This is a genomic window from Flavobacterium erigeronis (assembly GCF_054075165.1).
Genome location: NZ_JBSKGP010000001.1, coordinates 527,680 through 547,794 on the forward strand (window position 1 = coordinate 527,680; position 20,115 = coordinate 547,794).

Here is a 20,115-nt window from a genome sequence, read left to right on the forward strand (position 1 = left end):
TTTACGCTTTTAATCAAAAAATGGGATTCAAGACCAAAATACGATTTCTGCATAAATGGCTCGGATTAATTTCTGGGCTTATTGTTTTTGTAGTCTGTATTACGGGTTGTATTTTTTGTTTTCATGACGAAATAAAAGACATTACCCGAAAAGAATGGCGTTTAGTTGAACCTCAAAATAAACCATTTTCACTACCTTCTGAGTTGCAGAAAAAAGCAAAAGAAGCCGTTCCCGAAAACAAAATCAGCATGATTGCTTATTACGGAAAAAACAGATCGGCAATTGTTTATACGTATTCAGATAACGGAAATCTTTACTTATATTTTAATCCGTACACGGGAAAATATTTGCAATCTGAAAATCCTGAAACTGATTTCTTCATTATTGTAGAATACATTCATCTGTATCTACTTCTACCCGACTATATCGGAAAACATATCATTGGTGGTGCTACAATTATTTTCATCTTATTGTTAATTTCTGGAATTATACAATGGTGGCCCAAACGAAAAAGTGATCTCAAAAGAAGTTTAACTATAAAATGGGATGCCAAATGGCGCCGTGTCAATTATGACTGGCATAATACCACAGGTTTTTACATTTCGTTAATTGCTTTAATTCTAGCCATAACTGGGCTTACATTTACATACGAATGGGTTGGCGACGGAATTTACAAATCGTTCAATTTGGGCGGAGACAAAGCAGCCGAAACTAAAACACCTATAATTGATACTACTGCATTCAAAGCAAATTCGATTACCGCAATTGACAAAGCCTTTATTCAGACTCAAAAATTAGAACCAAAAGCAGAAATGTTTTTTGTGATGATTCCGCAGCAAAAAGGCGATATTGTGAGTACAGGTGCTTATCCGCATACATTACGTTATGACCAGCAGAGCAATTATTATTTTCATCCGTCAAGCGGAAAATTAATTCAAAGTCAGACTTTCGATAAAAAAACTTTAGGATTACAAGTTGTAGAAATGAATTACGGAATACATACGGGACAAGTTTTGGATCTTCCTGGAAAAATTCTAGCCTTTACCGTAAGTTTAATTGCGGCCGCACTGCCCGTAAGCGGATTTATAATTTGGTTTGGAAGAAATAGAAAATCTAAAAAAGTAAAAGCATAAAAAAACCGCCTCAATGATCGAGACGGTTTTTTTATAGTTGTTTTCGAAATTATAATTAATTTCTGTTTGCTAAAGCATTTTTCTGTAAACTTTTAACTGAGCTTACTTTATTGTCTACATAGGCAACTTCATTTAAACTGCTTTCATTGAAGTAAATCCATTTTCCAGTTTTAACTCCGTCTGTGTATTCTCCAACGGCTTTTTTATTTCCATTTTCGTCATATGATACCCAGACACCGTCTAATTTACCGTCTTTAAAAAAGCCTTCTTGCTGCACTTTACCATTGTCATAGTAATACGTTGCTTTTACCTTGTTTCCAGCAGCTTCTAATTCAGGCTTTCCTTCTTGTGCAACTACAATTCCTGAGAACAATATTGCAGCTAAAATTACACTCTTTTTCATATCTTTAGGTATTTAATGTTAAGAAATCTTTATCAAATATAATCAAATGTTTACATTAAAAAAACTTTTGCTTAACAATTTGGTAACATAGAATAAAAACTTAACATTGGAAAACTTCAAAAAAACAAAAAACCAGCGCTCAGGCACTGGTTTTACTGGTGTTTTATAAAAAATGCTATTTTACGAAAACGTTTTAAATTTCGTAAAAAATTTAGTTCAATAATGCGCTAAGCTGTTTATCTAATTCAGGATCAGACGGTCTTGCCGCTTCAGATTTCAGAATATTTCCATTTGGATCTATCAAGATAAATCTCGGAATTCCTAATATACCGTAGTTAACAACAAACTCAGATTCCCAATCCTTGTCAGCCAATAGCTGTGTACCGCCAAGATGCTTATCATTTACAAATTTTTTCCATTTCTCAGTATCTTTCAGTTTATCAATAGAAATACTCACAAATTCAATATTCTTTCCATGATATTTTTCTTCAATTTTTTGTAAATACGGAATCTCAGCTCTACAAGGTGCGCACCAAGTTGCCCAAACATCAATGTAAACATATTTCCCTTTCAAGTCAGAAAGTTTTGTTTTTCCTCCTTTATAGTTATCATAATCAAAACCTGGAGAAGGTTTTCCAGTCAATTTATTAGCTTTTGCAGCTCTCTCGTATTGTTCTGTGCCATATTGGTGAAAACTTTCGAAACTAAGTTTTAAAGATTTTTTAAACTCTGGATCAAAATTATTCTTCTCTAAATTTTCTGTATCCGATTTTAATTTGCCGTCAAGCAAAGCTGTAAATTCAGCTGGTTCTTTAGTAAAAGCATCTTTCTGAAAGTTTTCGTCCTTTAGGGCTTGCTCTGCTAAAAAATTACTTTCATCAACACCTTTACCATTATAAACAATAGTTTCGTCAAATTCTTTTGCATCCATTGTTAAATTGATTTCAGAATTTGGCTTTAAGTATAAATTAGAAGATTCCTTTCCGTCAGAAAACACATAAAACCCCTGAGGAGCATCAAAAGTTGCAGCAAAAACTTCCTTTTTATCAATTGGAATTACTTGTCTGAAATTATCTCTACCTCTTATTACAAGAGTATCGCTATTTCTATTGGCAATCTTAGCAGTAAATTTTATTGAATTTTTACTTTGACCGATAACATTCAAAGCATTAAAAATTACCAAACCTGCAACAAAAAGTTTTTTCATAGGTATTATAATTAGTTTTTAGATAATCAAAACTAAATAAATTAAAGCTTTCAGATTTGACAATTAACAAAATATTTAAAATTATTCTGCATCAACTTCTCACTTTACTATATTAATTTGAATTTTGTGTTTACTTTTGCAGTCTAAAATTTTGATTATGTATAGAAGTCATAATTGTGGCGAATTAAATGCCTCAAATATTAATACGGAAGTTACACTAGCGGGATGGGTTCAAAAATCTCGTGATAAAGGATTTATGAATTGGGTTGACTTACGTGACCGTTACGGAATTACACAACTTATTTTTGACGAAAGCCGTACCGATAAAACCGTTTTTGAATTGGCAAAAACTCTAGGAAGAGAATTTGTGATTCAGGTAAAAGGAACTGTAATTGAGCGTGAAGCTAAGAACAAAAATATTCCAACAGGTGAAATCGAAATTTTAGTTTCTGAATTAACGATTTTAAATTCGGCTTTAACTCCTCCTTTTACGATTGAAGATGAAACAGACGGTGGAGAAGATATCAGAATGAAATACCGTTACTTGGATATCAGAAGAAATCCGGTAAAAAACAGTTTATTATTCCGTCACAAAGTGGCAATGGAAGTTCGTAAATATTTATCTGATTTGGATTTCTGCGAAGTTGAAACTCCTTATTTAATTAAATCTACTCCTGAAGGAGCACGAGATTTCGTTGTGCCAAGCCGTATGAACGAAGGTCAGTTTTATGCTTTACCGCAATCTCCGCAAACTTTCAAACAGCTTTTGATGGTTGGAGGAATGGATAAATATTTCCAAATCGTGAAATGTTTCCGTGACGAAGATTTACGTGCAGACCGTCAGCCAGAGTTTACACAGATTGACTGCGAAATGGCTTTTGTAGAGCAGGAAGACATTTTGAATGTTTTTGAAGGATTGACAAGACATTTATTAAAAGAAATTAAAGGTATTGAAGTAGAGAAATTCCCAAGAATTACTTACGACTATGCCATGAAAACATACGGAAACGACAAACCGGACATCCGTTTCGGAATGAAGTTTGGAGAATTAAACGAGTTTGCACAGCATAAAGAATTCCCAGTATTTAATGCAGCAGAATTAGTTGTCGGAATTGCTGTTCCTGGAGCAGGAAACTACACTCGTAAAGAAATCGACGGATTAATTGACTGGGTTAAACGTCCGCAAGTGGGAGCATCTGGAATGGTTTACGTAAAATGCAACGAAGACGGAACATACAAATCTTCTGTAGACAAATTTTACGATCAAGACGATTTGGCAAACTGGGCAAAAGCTACAGAAGCAAATTCTGGCGATATGATTTTTGTACTTTCTGGTCCTGCAAACAAAACACGCGCACAACTTTCTGCACTTCGTATGGAATTGGCAACTCGTTTAGGATTGCGTAATCCAGAAGAATTTGCACCTCTTTGGGTTGTAGATTTCCCATTATTAGAGCTTGACGAAGAAAGTGGCCGTTACCATGCAATGCACCACCCATTTACGTCTCCAAAACCAAAAGATATGGCTTTATTGGAAACAGAACCTGGAAAAGTTCGCGCAAATGCATACGACATGGTTTTAAACGGAAACGAAATTGGCGGAGGATCTATTCGTATTCACGATAAGGCGACACAGCAATTAATGTTTAAATATTTAGGATTTACCGAAGAAGAAGCAAAAGCACAATTTGGTTTCTTAATGGATGCTTTCCAATTTGGAGCACCGCCGCATGGAGGTCTTGCTTTTGGTTTGGATAGACTTGTTTCCATCTTAGGCGGACAAGAAACAATTAGAGATTTTATCGCTTTCCCAAAAAACAATTCTGGGCGCGACGTAATGATCGATGCACCTGCTGCAATTGATAATGCACAATTAAAAGAACTAAAAATTAAAGTAGATATTGCTTAGTTTAAATAGTTCACTCATAAAAACTAAAAACGCGTTGCAATTGCAGCGCGTTTTTTGGTTTAATAAAATGTTAAGAAAAATCTTAGAGCTATTTTTTTTGAATTATCAAATTCTTACAAATGCAATATTTTTAGATTCTTACAATTAATGATTCGCAAATTTCACTATTCTATAAATAAATTGATGCAATAAACCGCGTAAAAACACTGTAAATCAATAATTTTTACAAAAAATTAACACGTAGATGTCTTTTGTATTATTTTATATATTACATTTGTTTTATTATAAATTATTATTACAATTACAATGCGTACAGGTACAGTAAAATTTTTCAATGAATCTAAAGGTTATGGATTCATTACAGACGAAGAAACAGGAAAGGACATCTTCGTTCACGCTTCAGGAATTAACGCGGAAGAATTACGCGAAGGTGACCGTGTAAGCTACGAAGAAGAAGAAGGAAGAAAAGGGAAAGTTGCTGCTAAAGTAGCAGTAATCTAAGAAAAATATAGCAATTTATTTTTTTTGCCTCTGAATGGTCTCAGAAAACGTCTCGAAATATCGGGACGTTTTTTTTTACCCATTTCTTAAAAAAATATTAAAATAACGCAATGTTATTTATAATGAATAAAAATTACACGTAAACGCGGTTTCAAGCACTACTTATCTCCTCCTTTAGCTTGTGTTTTACAGAGTTCCAAGTTATCTTTGTGGCTCATTTTTTAAGTAAAAAATCGAAGTTTATGCAATCTGATCAATACAGTTACATTCCTATTTTAATGCAGTTTATTCTAGCTGTTGGTTTTGTGGTAGGAACAATCATTATTTCTGGAAAATTAGGACCTAGAAGAACCTCTGAAGTTAAAGATAAAAACTTCGAATGCGGTATCGAATCTGTTGGTAACGCCCGTATTCCTTTCTCAGTAAAATACTTCTTAGTTGCTATTTTGTTCGTATTATTCGACGTAGAGGTTATTTTCCTTTACCCATGGGCAGTAAACTTCAAAGACTTAGGAGTTGAAGGAATGTTAAAAATGATAGTTTTCATGTCTTTACTTTTAGTTGGTTTCTTTTATATCATCAAAAAGAAGGCATTAGAGTGGGAATAAATGATTTTAGATTTTAGATCTGAGATTTTAGATTTATCTAATACTGAGATTTAAAATTTGAACTCAAATTTAAAGTACTGATTTAAAAAATTGATTTTACTTTTTACGATTTAAAAAATCTAAAATCTAAAATCAGAAATCTAAAATAAAATGAGCGATTCAAAAGTAAATATGGTTGCGCCGCCAGAAGGAGTTACTGGTGAAGGTTTCTTCGCTACAAAACTTAGTGATGTTGTTGGTTTAGCAAGAGCCAACTCATTATGGCCGCTTCCTTTCGCGACTTCATGCTGTGGTATTGAATTCATGGCAACAATGGCATCTCACTACGATTTAGCTCGATTTGGTTCTGAACGTGTAAGTTTCTCTCCTCGTCAAGCTGATATGCTTTTAGTAATGGGAACTATTTCTAAAAAAATGGCGCCAATTTTAAGACAAGTTTACGAACAAATGTCTGAACCACGCTGGGTAATTGCTGTTGGAGCTTGTGCTTCTTCAGGAGGAGTTTTTGATACGTACTCTGTTCTTCAAGGAATTGACAAAGTAATTCCGGTTGACGTTTATGTGCCAGGATGCCCGCCAAGACCAGAACAAATTGTTGATGGAGTTATGAGATTGCAAGATTTAGTAAAAAGCGAATCTGTGAGACGAAGAAGCTCACCAGAATATCAAGAATTATTAGCTTCATATAATATCTCATAAGATGGCTTTAGAAAATACCCAAATTCAAGACAAACTTGTAGAAACATTCAGCAATGATGTTTTTAACTTTCAACAAGAAAGAGATATTTTTTCTTTAGAAGCTTCGGCTGATAAAATCACACCGTTGATTCTATTCCTTAAAAACGATCCAGAATTAAAATTTCATTTCTTAACTGACTTATGCGGTATTCATTACCCAGATAATGAAGCAGAACGTCAGTTTGCAGTTGTATATCATTTACACAACTGGTACGAAAACAAAAGATTAAAAATCAAAGTTTTTCTAAACGGAGAAAAACCAGAAATAAAATCAATTTCAAATATTTTCTTGTCTTCCAACTGGATGGAAAGAGAAACTTTCGATTTCTATGGAATTGACTTTATAGGTCATCCACAATTGAAACGTATTTTGAATATGGACGAAATGCAGTCTCACCCAATGAGAAAAGAATTCCCATTGGAAGACAGCGGAAGAACTGATAAGGATGACAGGTTCTTTGGAAGAACAACAACAAATTGCTAAAAAATAATTCAACATTATAAAATGTCAGAACTATTATTACCACCAGAGCATCGTTATGCTAAAATAATTAAGGAGAGACTAAATGACGACGGAAGCGAACTTTCTGTACTGAATTTAGGTCCGACTCACCCAGCTACACACGGTATTTTCCAAAATATCTTGTTGATGGATGGTGAAAAAATTCTTGAGGCTGAGCCAACTATTGGTTACATCCACAGAGCTTTCGAAAAAATTGCCGAAAATCGTCCTTTTTATCAAATTACACCTCTTACAGACCGTATGAACTATTGTTCGTCTCCTATTAACAATATGGGATGGTGGATGACAGTAGAAAAACTATTAGGTATTGAAGTTCCTAAAAGAGCTCAATATTTAAGAGTTATCGTTATGGAGCTGGCTCGTATTACAGACCACATTATATGTAACGGAATTTTAGGTGTAGATACTGGTGCGTATACTGGTTTCTTATACGTTTTTCAATTTAGAGAAAAAATCTACGAAATCTACGAAGAAATTTGTGGTGCTCGCTTAACAACCAATATGGGAAGAATTGGTGGTTTTGAAAGAGACTGGTCTCCAGAAGTTTTCAAAAAACTAGATGCTTTCCTTGAAGAATTCCCTCCTGTTTGGCAGGAATTCCAAAACCTATTTGAAAGAAATAGAATTTTCCTTGATAGAACTGTAAACGTAGGTGGTATCACTGCTGAAAAAGCTATGGCTTACGGATTTACAGGTCCAAACTTACGTGCTGCGGGAGTTGATTATGATGTACGTGTAGCACAACCTTACTCATCTTACGAAGATTTCGATTTTATTGTTCCTGTTGGAAAATCAGGAGACACTTACGATCGTTTCTGTGTTCGTAATGCTGAAGTTTGGGAAAGTTTAAGCATTATTCGTCAGGCGTTAGAGAAAATGCCTCCAGGAAACGAATACCATGCTGAAGTTCCAGATTATTACCTTCCTCCAAAAGAAGATGTTTACACTTCTATGGAATCTTTAATTTATCACTTTAAGATCGTAATGGGAGAAGTTCCTGTACCAGTTGCAGAAGTATATCACCCAGTAGAAGGAGGAAATGGAGAACTTGGATTCTATTTAGTAACAGACGGAAGTAGAACTCCATATAGATTACATTTCAGAAGACCTTGCTTTATTTATTATCAAGCATTCCCAGAAATGATTAAAGGCGCTATGCTTTCTGATGCAATTATCATCTTATCAAGTTTGAACGTAATTGCAGGAGAATTAGACGCGTAATTGATTGTAGATTTAAGAGTTTAGATTTTAGATTGCTTCGCAGATTTTAAAATTTAGATTTCTAAATCTAACCCAAATAAAGATTGAAGAATCTAAAACTTAAAAAATTATAGATATAGATTATAGATACAGATTTGAAAAAATCTAAAATCTAAACTCAGAAATCTAAAATTAACAAGATTGCAGAATACGGATTGGACAAAGATTTGAAAAAATCTATCCCGATAGCTATCGGGACTAAAATCTAAAATCTAAAATAAAAATGGAACGTAAACATTACAAACAAGAAATAAATATGACTGAGGCATTGATGAACCGCATCAATGAATTGATCAGTCATTATCCTGAGGGCAAACAAAAATCGGCTTTACTGCCTGTTTTGCACGAAGTTCAGGATGCACACAACAACTGGCTTAGCATTGAACTTCAAGATAAAGTTGCCGAGATTCTTCAGATCAAACCGATTGAGGTTTATGAGGTGGTTACTTTCTATACGATGTTCAACCAAAAGCCAATTGGTAAGTATATGTTTGAGTTCTGCCAGACTTCTTGCTGCTGTTTAAGAGGTGCTGAGGATCTGATGGATTACACTTCTGAAAAACTAGGCATTAAAATGGGCGAAACAACTCCAGACGGAATGTTTACTATTGCTGGTGTAGAATGTTTAGGTGCTTGCGGATACGCTCCGATGATGCAGTTGGGTGATTTCTACAAAGAAAAACTGACAGAAGAGAAAATCGATCAGATTATTGCTGATTGTAAAGAGGATAAAATAATATTACACGATAAATAAGATGTCACAAAAAATATTATTAGATAAAATCAATATTCCTGGAATTAAAACCTACGAAGTATATCGTCAAAACGGTGGTTATGCTTCTGTAGAAAAAGCTTTAAAAACACTTACTCCAGACGAAGTTACTGAAGAAGTAAAAAAATCAGGATTACGTGGTCGTGGTGGTGCAGGTTTCCCTGCTGGAATGAAATGGAGCTTTATTGATAAAAAATCAGGAAGACCAAGACACTTAGTGTGTAATGCCGATGAGTCTGAGCCAGGAACATTCAAAGATCGTTTCTTGATGGAATATATTCCTCACTTATTGATCGAAGGAATGATTACTTCAAGCTACGCTCTAGGCGCGAACCTATCTTATATCTACATTCGTGGAGAATATATGTGGGTTTTCAAAATTTTAGAAAGAGCAATCGCAGAAGCAAAAGCTGCAGGTTGGTTAGGAAAAAATATATTAGGATCAGGATATGATTTAGAACTTCACGTTCACTGTGGAGCTGGAGCATATATCTGTGGAGAAGAAACAGCATTAATCGAATCTTTGGAAGGTAAAAGAGGAAATCCTCGTATTAAACCCCCTTTCCCAGCGGTTTCTGGTCTTTGGGCAAACCCAACAGTAGTGAATAATGTTGAAACTATTGCAACGGTGCCTTGGATCGTAAACAATTCTGGTGATGATTATGCTAAAATTGGAATTGGACGTTCTACTGGAACTAAATTAATTTCTGCTTCTGGACACATTAAAAATCCTGGAGTTTACGAAATTGAATTAGGTTTAAGTGTTGACGAATTCATGAATTCTGATGAATATTTAGGAGGAATGTCTTCAAGCAGACCTTTGAAAGCATTTGTTCCTGGAGGTTCTTCTGTGCCAATTTTACCAGCTGAATTAATTTTTAAAACAGCAAACGGGGAAGACCGATTAATGACTTACGAATCTTTAAGTGATGGTGGTTTTGCCACTGGATCTATGTTAGGCTCTGGAGGATTTATCGTTTACAACGACACTGCTTGTGTAGTTAGAAACACTTGGAATTTTGCTCGTTTCTACCACCATGAATCTTGCGGACAATGTACTCCTTGCCGTGAAGGAACTGGATGGTTGGAAAAAATCTTATGGAGAATCGAAAACGGTCAAGGCCGTGAAGAAGATATCGAATTATTGTGGAGCATTCAAAGTAAAATTGAAGGAAATACAATTTGTCCGCTTGGTGACGCCGCTTCTTGGCCAGTAGCTGCTGCGATTCGCCACTTTAGAGACGAGTTTGAATATCACGTTCGTTTCCCAGAAAAAATTAAAAATAGAGATCACTTTGTAGCTGAGCCTTTTTCTCAGGTTAAACATTTAGTTGGCGGTAAAGTAATCGTATAAAAATATATAGCAGAAAGTTATAAAGTTAAAAATATTAAAAGGACAGCAACTCTTTTGAATATTCTTACTTTCAACATTCAAATCAATAAGAGATGAAAGTAACCATAGACGGTCAAAGTATAGACGTAGAACCAGGAACAACGATCCTGCAGGCTGCACGTATGATTGGTGGAGATTTAGTTCCGCCAGCCATGTGCTATTACTCAAAATTAAAAGGCAGTGGCGGAAAATGCCGTTGCTGTTTAGTTGAAGTTTCTAAAGGTAGTGAAGCTGACCCGCGACCAATGCCAAAATTGATGGCATCTTGTGTAACAGGATGTATGGACGGTATGGAAGTAAACAGTAAATCGTCTGCAAGAGTAACGGAAGCACGTAAATCTGTAACAGAATTTTTATTAATCAACCACCCATTAGATTGCCCTATTTGTGATCAGGCTGGAGAGTGTGATTTACAAAATTTAAGTTTCGAGCACGGAAATCCGAAGTCACGTTACATTGAAGAAAAAAGAACATTTGAACCAGAAGATATTGGTCCGAATATTCAACTTCACATGAACCGTTGTATTCTTTGCCAAAGATGTGTACAAGTTGCAGATCAATTGACAGACAACAGAGTTCACGGGGTATTAGACCGTGGTGATCACGCTAATATTTCGACTTGTATTTCTAAAGCTATTACAAATGAGTTCTCTGGAAACATGATTGATGTTTGTCCAGTTGGAGCTTTAACAGATAAAACTTTCCGTTTTAAATCAAGAGTTTGGTTTAACAAACCTTACAACGCACACAGAGAATGTACAACTCCAGGATGTTGCGGAAAAACTACCGTTTGGATGTTTGGTGGAGAAATTCAGCGTGTAACTGGTCGTAAAGACGAGTACCATGAAGTAGAAGAATTCATCTGCAACAGCTGTCGTTTTGATCATAAAGATGTGAAGGATTGGGTAATTGAAGGACCAAGAGAATTTGAAAAAGACTCTGTAATCAACCAAAATAATTACACTCAGAAATTAGAGAAAGTAACGATCGACACAGAAAAGAACATTCTTTTAGGCCGTGATATTGACCGTAAAAAAATTAGTATGGCAGCAATTCCATTAACTGATAAAGACCAAAAATAGTAAGAAATGGAAAGTGCATTAATTATAGAAAAAAGTGTTGTGATTGTAGTCGTTTTTGCGGTTACAATGATTATGGCAATGTATTCCACTTGGGCAGAACGTAAAGTTGCTGCTTTCTTACAAGATCGTGTTGGACCAAACCGTGCAGGATGGGGTGGTTTGTTGCAGCCACTTGCAGATGGTATGAAATTGTTTTCTAAAGAAGAATTTTTCCCAAACACTCCTAATAGATTCTTATTCGTTGTAGGTCCGGCAATTTCGATGAGTACAGCCTTGATGACAAGTGCTGTAATTCCGTGGGGAGATCGTTTACACCTTTTCGGAAGAGACATTATTCTTCAGGCTACTGATGTAAATATTGCTTTATTATACATTTTTGGAGTTCTTTCTGTTGGAGTTTACGGCATCATGATTGGTGGATGGGCTTCTAACAATAAATTCTCTTTGATGGGAGCTATTCGTGCTGCTTCTCAGATGGTTTCTTACGAGGTTGCAATGGGATTATCAATAATCGCTTTATTGATGATGACCGGAACAATGAGTTTAAAAGAAATCTCATTACAGCAGCAAGGAATGAACTGGAACGTTTTTTATCAGCCATTATCATTCTTAATTTTCTTAATCTGTTCATTTGCAGAAACAAACAGAACTCCTTTCGATTTAGCAGAATGTGAAAACGAGTTAATTGGAGGTTACCATACAGAATATTCGTCAATGAAAATGGGATTCTATTTATTTGCTGAATATGCGAGTATGTTTATCTCTTCTACTATTATTTCTGTTTTATTCTTTGGCGGGTACAACTACCCAGGAATGCAATGGATGGTAGAAAATGTAGGTGTAAATGCAGCTAATTTATTAGGAATCGCAGCATTATTTGTAAAAATATGTTTCTTCATATTCTTTTACATGTGGGTACGTTGGACAATTCCAAGATTTAGATATGACCAATTAATGAACTTAGGCTGGAGAATTTTAATTCCGCTTTCGATCATTAATATCATGATAACAGGTGTTGTTATTTTAAGACACGAAATCTTAGCTGCCTTAGGCTTCTAAGAACCATAATGCCCTAGCCCTGATAGAAGCGGCATCCTTATGTTTTTTTCTTTAAAAAATATAAGATATAGCGGATAGCAGGATTAGCTTCAAATAAAAAACAAAATAGATTTTGAATTTGATTGATGTCAAATTGTAAATCATAAACTATAATAGTAAAAATGTCAATAGAAACTATATCATTATCGGGTAGAAAAAAGGTGGTGTCAAATAAAGACATGTCTTTTGTTGAGCGATTGTATCTTGTGGCGATTGTAAAAGGTCTGGTTATTACAGTAAAGCACCTTTTTAGAAAAAAAGTTACCATTCATTACCCAGAGCAGGTTCGTGAAATGAGTCCAGTTTATCGTGGTCAGCACATGCTGAAACGCGACGAACAAGGCCGTGAAAACTGTACTGCTTGCGGATTATGTGCATTATCTTGCCCTGCAGAAGCAATTACTATGAAGGCTGCAGAACGCAAGCCAGATGAAAAACACTTGTACAGAGAAGAGAAATATGCAGAAATCTACGAAATCAATATGCTTCGTTGTATTTTCTGTGGTTTATGTGAAGAAGCTTGTCCAAAAGACGCTATTTACTTAACTGAATCTAAAGTGTTAGTTCCTGCTAGCTACAACAGAGAAGATTTCATTTTCGGGAAAGATAAATTAGTAATGCCTTTAGAAATGGCTTTGAAAAACGCTCAACTTAAAAACGCTAACTAAATGATACATATTCCTGATTTTGCACACGCAACAACTGTTCAAGTTATCTTTTGCTTTTTAGCGTTTATTACCGTTATTACTGCTTTCTTGACTATTTTCAGCAGAAACCCGATTCACAGTGCCATCTATTTGGTAATCTGTTTCTTCTCAATTGCTGGTCATTATTTACTATTAAATTCTCAATTCTTAGCTGTTGTTCATATAATAGTCTACTCTGGAGCTATTATGATTCTGTTCCTGTTTACCATCATGTTGATGAACCTGAACGAACAACGAGAAGTTCACCGTCCTAGAATTACACGTCTTGGCGCTATTGTTTCTTTCTGTTTAATCTTGATTGTTTTAATTACAATCTTTATTAACTCGAAACCAATTGTGGGTGAATACGATTCTACTGGAGAAGATTTCCAATCAATTAAAGTTTTAGGTAAAATTTTATTGGACGAATATATGGTTCCTTTCGAATTTGCTTCAATCTTACTTTTGGTTGCTATGATTGGAACAGTTCTATTGTCTAAAAAAGAAAAATTAAATAAATAATGGGTAATATATTAAATCAAATAGGTATTGAAAACTACATCTTTTTGAGTGTTGTACTTTTCTGTATTGGTATTTTTGGTGTATTGTACAGACGAAATGCTATTATCGTTTTCATGTCTATCGAAATTATGTTGAATGCGGTAAACCTTTTATTTGTTGCTTTTTCAACTTATCATCAAGATGCGCAAGGACAAGTTTTTGTGTTCTTCTCGATGGCGGTTGCTGCAGCCGAAGTTGCGGTAGGATTGGCCATTTTAGTTTCTATCTTTAGAAATATCGGATCAATTAGTATCGATAATTTAAAAAATTTAAAAGGATAATCAGAAATGGATACCAATTTAGCTTTAATTTTAGTTTTAACTCCTTTACTAGGTTTTCTAGTAAATGTCTTTTTTGGAAAAAGCTTAGGGAAAACAGCTTCTGGTGCAATCGGAACTGTTGCTGTAGCGATTTCTTTTGTAGTTTCTCTTTTACTTTTTAATCAAATAACTTCAACGGGAAAAGGAATTGAGGTTACTTTATTTGATTGGATTCAAATTAGCAACTTAAAAATCAATCTTGGATTTTTATTAGATCAATTATCTGTTCTTTGGTTATTATTTGTAACTGGAATCGGATCTTTGATTCACTTATACTCTATCAGTTACATGCATGACGATGAAAATATGCACAAGTTTTTTGCGTATTTAAATCTGTTCGTATTCTTTATGATTACGCTTGTAATTGGAAGCAACTTATTAGTTCTTTTTATTGGATGGGAAGGTGTTGGACTTTGTTCTTACCTATTAATTGGATTCTGGCATAAAAACCAAGATTACAATGATGCGGCAAAAAAAGCTTTCATCATGAACAGAATTGGAGATTTAGGTTTACTAATCGGAATGTTCATCATCGGGTCGATGTTTTCAACTTTGGATTATTCGACTTTAAAAACTTCAATTGCAGGAACAGCTGATTTAAATTTACCATTACTTTCTTTAGCTGCTTTATGTTTATTTATTGGAGCTTGTGGTAAATCTGCTCAAATTCCTTTATATACTTGGTTGCCTGATGCGATGGCTGGGCCAACTCCAGTTTCTGCATTGATCCACGCGGCTACGATGGTAACTGCAGGTATCTTTATGGTAACAAGATTAAACTTTGTATTTGACTTAGCTCATGATGTACAAAATGTAATCGCAATTATTGGAGCTATCACTTCATTGGTTGCTGCTACAATTGGATTAGTACAGACAGATATCAAAAAAGTTTTAGCTTATTCTACAGTTTCTCAATTAGGATTAATGTTTTTAGCATTAGGATTTGGAGCTTATGAAGTAGCCGTTTTCCACGTAATCACTCACGCTTTCTTTAAAGCTTGTTTATTCTTAGGTTCTGGATCTGTAATTCACGGATTACACGGAGAACAGGATATGCGTAACATGGGAGGTTTGCGTAAAGCGATGCCAATTACATTCTGGACCATGTTAATTTCCTCATTAGCAATCTCAGGAGTTCCATTCTTCTCTGGATTCTTTTCTAAAGACGAAATTTTATTGACAGCTTTCCACCACAGTATTCCATTATACGTTGTTGGATCTATTGCTTCAATTATGACAGCTTTCTATATGTTCCGTTTAATGTTCTTGACTTTCTTCAAAGAATTTAGAGGAACAGAAGAACAAAAACACCATTTACACGAAAGTGGTTCTTTAATTACTATTCCGCTTATCATCTTAGCTATTTTAGCAACTTTCGGTGGATTAATTAGTTTACCTGGAAACAGCTGGTTAAATCATTACCTAGCTCCTCTTTTCACAAAAGTAGCTGGCGAAGAGCACCATTTAGGAACAACTGAATATACTTTAATGGGTGTTGCTGTTCTTGGTGGATTATTAGGAATTTTAATTGCGTACGTAAAATACTTTAAACAAGATAATGTTCCAGAATCTGATGAAAACATTACAGGTATAAGCAAAGTTTTATACAACAAATATTATGTAGACGAAGTTTACGATGCCGTATTTGTTCAGCCAATTAATAGCTTATCTAAATTCTTTAGAGATTATATCGAAACTGGTTTATCTGCTCTTGTTTTCGGATTAGGCAAAGTGACGAATGAAATCGCTTATCAAGGAAAGAAATTACAATCAGGAAGTATCGGATTATATCTATTTGTATTTGTTTTAGGAATGTGTGCCATTATTTCCTATATATTTTTAGCTCAATAATATTATAACTATGAACGTTTCTACTATATTAATTATACTTTTAATTGGTGCATTTGCCACTTATTTTTCTGGTGACAAACTAGCTTCAAAAGTTGCTTTGCTTTTCAGCTTAGTCGCTTTAGGATGTTCAATTGTATTATTGAATAATTATAATGCTGGTGAAAATATTAGCGTAATCAACAGCTGGATTACACAGCCTAAAATTTCTTTCGCTTTAAATGCTGACGGATTAGGATTGGCAATGGTTTTATTAACTGCAGCCCTTACTCCTATTATTATATTTTCTTCTTTTGGGAATGAATATAAAAACGCAAAAGCTTTCTACGGATTAATTCTTTTTATGGCATTTGCTATGACAGGAACTTTCTTAGCTTCTGATGGTCTTTTATATTACATTTTCTGGGAGCTTGCTCTTGTTCCGATTTACTTTATTGCTTTGATCTGGGGTAATGGCGATGCTGAAGAACGCAGAAAAGCAGTGGTTAAATTCTTTATTTACACACTTGCTGGTTCGTTATTCATGTTAACTGCTTTTATTTATTTATACACAAAAGCAGGATCTTTCTTAATTGAAGATTTATATAAATTAAATTTATCTGCTTGTGAGCAATTCTGGATTTTCTTGGCATTCTTCTTAGCTTATGCTATTAAAATTCCAATTATTCCTTTCCATACTTGGCAGGCAAATGTATACCAAAAAGCACCAACTGTTGGAACAATGCTTTTATCTGGTATCATGTTAAAAATGGGACTATACAGTGTTCTTCGTTGGCAATTGCCACTTGCACCAACAGCTGCAAAAGAATACATGTATATCTTTATTGCTTTAGGAATTGCAGGTGTAATTTATGGCTCAATTGTAGCCTTAAGACAAAATGATCTTAAAAAATTATTAGCTTATTCTTCTCTTGCACACGTTGGTTTAATCGCTGCGGCTTCTTATACCTTAACACTTGATGGTTTAAGAGGTGCAGTTTTACAAATGATTGCTCACGGTTTTGTTGTGGTTGGATTATTCTTTGCTGCCGAAGTTATTTTCAGAAGATATGAAACTAGAGAAATTGCAGAAATGGGCGGTATTCGCACGCAGTCTCCAAAATTTGCTTCAATGTTTTTAATCTTAGTATTGGCTTCTGTTGCATTACCAAGTACATTTAACTTTGTTGGAGAATTTACTGTTTTATACAGCTTATCTCAAATTAATATTTGGTTTGCTATTTTAGGAGGAACAACTATTATTTTAGGAGCTTATTATATGTTGAGAATGTTCCAGCACGTAATGTTGGGTGAAACGAACTCAAAAGCTTTTGCTGATGTGACACTTAACGAAGGAATTTCTTTCGCAGTAATTATCGCTGTTTTATTGTTCTTCGGATTTTATCCAAAACCAATCACAGATTTGATTACACCAAGCTTGGAAAACATTTTACAAGTTATCAATAAGAACTAATATTTTAAACAAAAAATAAATTAGGGTTACATTTAAAAATGGAAATCCTAAATCAAAAAGATAAAAATGAATACATTAATAGCTATAACAGGATTGGGTATTTTCTGCCTATTGTTTGAAATTCTTAATTTAAGAAAAGCCATCGTTCCTTTTACCATCTTAGGTTTACTAGGAGTATTGGCAATCAATTTCTGCGAATTCGGAATGGAACAAAGTTATTACAACAATATGATTACAGTAAGTAAGTTCTCTACTTCGTTTTCATCATTGTTTATTGTCCTGACGATTTTCCTTGTAGCATTAAGCCATAATTTCTACCATAATCATCCAACGAAAATTTCAGATTATGTTGCTATTAAAGTTTTCTTACTGGCTGGAGCTGTAGCAATGGTTTCTTTTGGAAACTTAGCAATGTTCTTTTTAGGAATTGAAATTTTATCTATTGCATTATATGTTTTAGCAGCAAGCGATCGTTTAAATATTAAGAGCAACGAGGCCGGTATGAAGTATTTCTTGATGGGATCTTTTGCCTCTGGAATTATCTTATTCGGTATTTGTTTGATTTACGGTGCAATGGGAAGTTTTGATATTAGCGAAATTCACGAAAGCGCACTTTCTGCAGAGTTACCAATCTGGTTTCCAATCGGTATGATTTTAATGGTTATCGGTATGTTGTTTAAAGTAGCGGCTGTACCTTTCCATTTCTGGGCTCCAGATGTTTACGAAGGCTCTCCAGCTTTAACAACTGCTTTAATGAGCACATTGGCAAAAGTGGTAGCAATTGCAACGCTATTTAAATTGATTTCTGGTTTAAATTTAATTGCTTCATTAGACAACCAAGATCTTTTACACACATTTGAAGTTATTGTAGTTGTTCTTTCTATTGCTTCAATGTCTGTTGGTAATATTATGGCATTAAGACAAGTAAACGTAAAACGTATGTTGGCTTTCTCTGGAATCTCTCACGCAGGTTTCATGTTAATGACATTATTAACTGTTTCAGCTTCTGCTGGCGTTTTATTATACTACACTGCTGCTTACGCATTATCAGGAATCGCAGCTTTCAGCGTAATTTTATATGTTTGCAGAGATCATGACAATGAAGACATTACCAATTTCCACGGTTTAGGAAAAACAAATCCGTTATTGGCTGCAATCCTTACAGGTTCATTATTGTCGATGGCAGGTATTCCTATTTTCTCTGGATTCTTTGCTAAATTATTCTTATTCAACCAAACTATTCAAGCAGGATATATCGGATTAGTAATTGTTGCCGTAATCAATTCTATCATTAGTGTTGGATACTATTTCAAATTAATTCTTGCTATGTATTCTAAAGAACCAAATCAGGAAAGAACAGGAAGACCATTCCTTATTTATGCAACTGCAATAGTTTCAATTGCTTTAAATATTATTATTGGTTTATTCCCTTCATTAGTTTTAGACTTATTGAATTAAGATAAGAAATACAATATATAGAAAAATCCATCAGTCTCGGCTGATGGATTTTTTTTGCTTTATAAAGAACAGAAAATCATGTTAAAAAATTCTCTCCGGAGATTGCACTTCAAAAAATCTCCATATATTTGGGTTCAATTAAATGTATTAAATTATGAACTTTAATTCAAAAAATCCATTTTTAAACAGTAAGCGTTTTTCAAATGCTGACTCAAGAACAGAAGTACACCAAGCTCAGATTATTGATTACAATCAAGAAATGACGGTGTCTGGAACAATCAATAAAACTGCAATCTTATTTCTTATTTTATGCGGTGCTGCTATGGTAACATGGTGGATGGCTTTTAACGGAATGAATCCTATGTTGCCTACAATTGGAGGCGCAATTATTGGTTTTATTTTAGTGTTGGTTTCTTCATTTAAACCACAGGCTTCTCCTTACCTAGCGCCTGGATATGCTTTATTTGAAGGATTGTTTATTGGAGGAATTTCTGCAATATTTGAATTAAAATTTCCAGGAATCGTAATTAATGCCGTTGGTGCAACTCTAGTTACTTTCTTAGTTTGTTTAGGATTATACAAATTCAGAATTGTTAAGGTTACAGAACAATTTAAATCTGTGGTTGTTGCGGCAACATTGGCAATTGCTACTTATTATTTAATCTCTTGGTTAGTCTCTCTATTTACAAGCTGGCAGCCTGTTCATTATGGAAATTCTATGATGAGTATTGGGATCAGTGTTTTTGTAATTATTATTGCTGCTCTTAATTTATTCTTAGATTTTGATTTAATTGAAAAAGGTGCAAGAGAAAGAATGCCAAAATTTATGGAATGGTACGGAGCGATGGGATTAATGATTACATTGGTTTGGTTATACATTGAATTCCTAAGACTTTTAGCTAAGCTTTATAGTAAGGATTAATTTCTTCTTTATAAAAATTTAAGCCCTTTTGAGTAAAATCAAAGGGGCTTTTTTTATTTTAATAAATTACTTTTTTAAAGTTTAAATGTAAATTTTGAGATTAAATCTTTAAGAATAATCTGTTCTTCAAAAAACAAAAAGAATTCTTTTCCTACAAAAAATGGAAATGTAATTTATGTAATTAAAAAAAATTACAAATCCTCTAAATTCTTCCTGTTTAAATTGTAAAATTCTAAAAAG

The 20,115-nt window shown here is 34.2% G+C and carries 20 protein-coding genes; 18 read left to right on the forward strand and 2 right to left on the reverse strand.

Annotation, left to right across the window (positions count from 1 at the left end; all coding sequences use genetic code 11):
- The first annotated feature begins 20 nt into the window (after positions 1-20).
- Positions 21-1,133, forward strand: a complete 1,113-nt coding sequence (locus tag ACWA1F_RS02240; RefSeq protein WP_456891259.1) for a PepSY-associated TM helix domain-containing protein — start codon at positions 21-23, stop codon at positions 1,131-1,133.
- A gap of 55 nt (positions 1,134-1,188) precedes the next feature.
- Here the strand turns inward: ACWA1F_RS02240 and ACWA1F_RS02245 are convergent, their stop codons facing one another.
- Together ACWA1F_RS02245 and ACWA1F_RS02250 are read right to left on the reverse strand one after the other, a co-directional pair.
- A complete protein-coding gene (locus ACWA1F_RS02245) occupies positions 1,189-1,536 on the reverse strand; it encodes a toxin-antitoxin system YwqK family antitoxin (RefSeq protein WP_456891261.1) in 348 nt (115 codons plus the stop codon).
- Positions 1,537-1,747: 211 nt separating this feature from the next.
- Positions 1,748-2,743: a TlpA family protein disulfide reductase gene (locus ACWA1F_RS02250; protein ID WP_456891263.1), complete on the reverse strand. Its 996-nt coding sequence runs from the start codon at positions 2,741-2,743 to the stop codon at positions 1,748-1,750.
- Between the two features lie 157 nt (positions 2,744-2,900).
- On the opposite strand from ACWA1F_RS02250, the gene aspS reads away from it, so the two are divergent.
- From aspS to ACWA1F_RS02335, 17 genes are all read left to right on the forward strand, one after another.
- The gene (aspS, locus tag ACWA1F_RS02255) at positions 2,901-4,652 is read left to right on the forward strand and encodes an aspartate--tRNA ligase (protein ID WP_456891264.1); all 1,752 of its coding nucleotides are present in this window, start codon (positions 2,901-2,903) and stop codon (positions 4,650-4,652) included.
- A 306-nt stretch (positions 4,653-4,958) separates the two neighbouring features.
- Positions 4,959-5,153, forward strand: a complete 195-nt coding sequence (locus tag ACWA1F_RS02260; protein WP_007137066.1) for a cold-shock protein — start codon at positions 4,959-4,961, stop codon at positions 5,151-5,153.
- Between the two features lie 242 nt (positions 5,154-5,395).
- Positions 5,396-5,761, forward strand: coding sequence for an NADH-quinone oxidoreductase subunit A (locus ACWA1F_RS02265; RefSeq protein ID WP_306154575.1), 366 nt, complete (start codon positions 5,396-5,398; stop codon positions 5,759-5,761).
- Between the two features lie 150 nt (positions 5,762-5,911).
- Complete coding sequence (locus ACWA1F_RS02270) at positions 5,912-6,460, forward strand: NADH-quinone oxidoreductase subunit B (protein ID WP_111378918.1); 549 nt, start codon at positions 5,912-5,914, stop codon at positions 6,458-6,460.
- Between the two features lies 1 nt (position 6,461).
- Positions 6,462-6,983 carry an NADH-quinone oxidoreductase subunit C gene (locus ACWA1F_RS02275; protein ID WP_306154573.1) on the forward strand — a complete coding sequence of 174 codons (522 nt, stop codon included), beginning with the start codon at positions 6,462-6,464 and terminating at the stop codon, positions 6,981-6,983.
- 21 nt (positions 6,984-7,004) lie between these two features.
- On the forward strand, positions 7,005-8,243 hold the full coding sequence (locus ACWA1F_RS02280; protein WP_306154571.1) for an NADH-quinone oxidoreductase subunit D: 1,239 nt from the start codon (positions 7,005-7,007) through the stop codon (positions 8,241-8,243).
- 262 nt (positions 8,244-8,505) lie between these two features.
- On the forward strand, positions 8,506-9,036 hold the full coding sequence (locus tag ACWA1F_RS02285; RefSeq protein WP_379827605.1) for a complex I 24 kDa subunit family protein: 531 nt from the start codon (positions 8,506-8,508) through the stop codon (positions 9,034-9,036).
- A gap of 1 nt (position 9,037) precedes the next feature.
- On the forward strand, positions 9,038-10,408 hold the full coding sequence (gene nuoF / locus ACWA1F_RS02290; protein ID WP_109191391.1) for an NADH-quinone oxidoreductase subunit NuoF: 1,371 nt from the start codon (positions 9,038-9,040) through the stop codon (positions 10,406-10,408).
- Positions 10,409-10,500: 92 nt separating this feature from the next.
- On the forward strand, positions 10,501-11,529 hold the full coding sequence (locus tag ACWA1F_RS02295; protein ID WP_306154567.1) for an NADH-quinone oxidoreductase subunit G: 1,029 nt from the start codon (positions 10,501-10,503) through the stop codon (positions 11,527-11,529).
- 6 nt (positions 11,530-11,535) lie between these two features.
- Entirely contained in the window at positions 11,536-12,588 is a 1,053-nt protein-coding gene (nuoH, locus tag ACWA1F_RS02300) for an NADH-quinone oxidoreductase subunit NuoH (RefSeq protein WP_456891271.1), read from the forward strand.
- A gap of 161 nt (positions 12,589-12,749) precedes the next feature.
- Positions 12,750-13,295: a NuoI/complex I 23 kDa subunit family protein gene (locus tag ACWA1F_RS02305; protein ID WP_456891272.1), complete on the forward strand. Its 546-nt coding sequence runs from the start codon at positions 12,750-12,752 to the stop codon at positions 13,293-13,295.
- Positions 13,296-13,835, forward strand: coding sequence for an NADH-quinone oxidoreductase subunit J family protein (locus ACWA1F_RS02310; protein ID WP_125718840.1), 540 nt, complete (start codon positions 13,296-13,298; stop codon positions 13,833-13,835).
- A complete protein-coding gene (gene nuoK, locus ACWA1F_RS02315) occupies positions 13,835-14,155 on the forward strand; it encodes an NADH-quinone oxidoreductase subunit NuoK (protein WP_008466103.1) in 321 nt (106 codons plus the stop codon). Before ACWA1F_RS02310 ends, nuoK begins: the two co-directional genes overlap by 1 nt.
- A 6-nt stretch (positions 14,156-14,161) precedes the next feature.
- The gene (gene nuoL, locus ACWA1F_RS02320) at positions 14,162-16,045 is read left to right on the forward strand and encodes an NADH-quinone oxidoreductase subunit L (protein ID WP_456891275.1); all 1,884 of its coding nucleotides are present in this window, start codon (positions 14,162-14,164) and stop codon (positions 16,043-16,045) included.
- A gap of 10 nt (positions 16,046-16,055) precedes the next feature.
- Positions 16,056-17,495, forward strand: coding sequence for a complex I subunit 4 family protein (locus ACWA1F_RS02325; RefSeq protein ID WP_456891277.1), 1,440 nt, complete (start codon positions 16,056-16,058; stop codon positions 17,493-17,495).
- A 66-nt stretch (positions 17,496-17,561) separates the two neighbouring features.
- A complete protein-coding gene (locus tag ACWA1F_RS02330) occupies positions 17,562-18,953 on the forward strand; it encodes an NADH-quinone oxidoreductase subunit N (protein ID WP_456891279.1) in 1,392 nt (463 codons plus the stop codon).
- Positions 18,954-19,107: 154 nt separating this feature from the next.
- Complete coding sequence (locus ACWA1F_RS02335; protein WP_306154553.1) at positions 19,108-19,875, forward strand: Bax inhibitor-1/YccA family protein; 768 nt, start codon at positions 19,108-19,110, stop codon at positions 19,873-19,875.
- Positions 19,876-20,115 lie beyond the last annotated feature (240 nt).

Bases quoted from the DNA above. Each gene is read 5' to 3' on its own strand.
- ACWA1F_RS02245 (WP_456891261.1), bottom strand. From the start codon at position 1,536: ATGAAAAAGAGTGTAATTTTAGCTGCAATATTGTTCTCAGGAATTGTA.
- ACWA1F_RS02240 (WP_456891259.1), top strand. From the start codon at position 21: ATGGGATTCAAGACCAAAATACGATTTCTGCATAAATGGCTCGGATTA.
- nuoL (WP_456891275.1), top strand. From the start codon at position 14,162: ATGGATACCAATTTAGCTTTAATTTTAGTTTTAACTCCTTTACTAGGT.
- ACWA1F_RS02250 (WP_456891263.1), bottom strand. From the start codon at position 2,743: ATGAAAAAACTTTTTGTTGCAGGTTTGGTAATTTTTAATGCTTTGAAT.
- ACWA1F_RS02305 (WP_456891272.1), top strand. From the start codon at position 12,750: ATGTCAATAGAAACTATATCATTATCGGGTAGAAAAAAGGTGGTGTCA.
- ACWA1F_RS02310 (WP_125718840.1), top strand. From the start codon at position 13,296: ATGATACATATTCCTGATTTTGCACACGCAACAACTGTTCAAGTTATC.
- ACWA1F_RS02285 (WP_379827605.1), top strand. From the start codon at position 8,506: ATGGAACGTAAACATTACAAACAAGAAATAAATATGACTGAGGCATTG.
- nuoK (WP_008466103.1), top strand. From the start codon at position 13,835: ATGGGTAATATATTAAATCAAATAGGTATTGAAAACTACATCTTTTTG.
- ACWA1F_RS02325 (WP_456891277.1), top strand. From the start codon at position 16,056: ATGAACGTTTCTACTATATTAATTATACTTTTAATTGGTGCATTTGCC.
- ACWA1F_RS02265 (WP_306154575.1), top strand. From the start codon at position 5,396: ATGCAATCTGATCAATACAGTTACATTCCTATTTTAATGCAGTTTATT.
- aspS (WP_456891264.1), top strand. From the start codon at position 2,901: ATGTATAGAAGTCATAATTGTGGCGAATTAAATGCCTCAAATATTAAT.
- ACWA1F_RS02260 (WP_007137066.1), top strand. From the start codon at position 4,959: ATGCGTACAGGTACAGTAAAATTTTTCAATGAATCTAAAGGTTATGGA.
- ACWA1F_RS02275 (WP_306154573.1), top strand. From the start codon at position 6,462: ATGGCTTTAGAAAATACCCAAATTCAAGACAAACTTGTAGAAACATTC.
- nuoF (WP_109191391.1), top strand. From the start codon at position 9,038: ATGTCACAAAAAATATTATTAGATAAAATCAATATTCCTGGAATTAAA.
- ACWA1F_RS02295 (WP_306154567.1), top strand. From the start codon at position 10,501: ATGAAAGTAACCATAGACGGTCAAAGTATAGACGTAGAACCAGGAACA.
- ACWA1F_RS02330 (WP_456891279.1), top strand. From the start codon at position 17,562: ATGAATACATTAATAGCTATAACAGGATTGGGTATTTTCTGCCTATTG.
- ACWA1F_RS02280 (WP_306154571.1), top strand. From the start codon at position 7,005: ATGTCAGAACTATTATTACCACCAGAGCATCGTTATGCTAAAATAATT.
- ACWA1F_RS02335 (WP_306154553.1), top strand. From the start codon at position 19,108: ATGAACTTTAATTCAAAAAATCCATTTTTAAACAGTAAGCGTTTTTCA.
- ACWA1F_RS02270 (WP_111378918.1), top strand. From the start codon at position 5,912: ATGAGCGATTCAAAAGTAAATATGGTTGCGCCGCCAGAAGGAGTTACT.
- nuoH (WP_456891271.1), top strand. From the start codon at position 11,536: ATGGAAAGTGCATTAATTATAGAAAAAAGTGTTGTGATTGTAGTCGTT.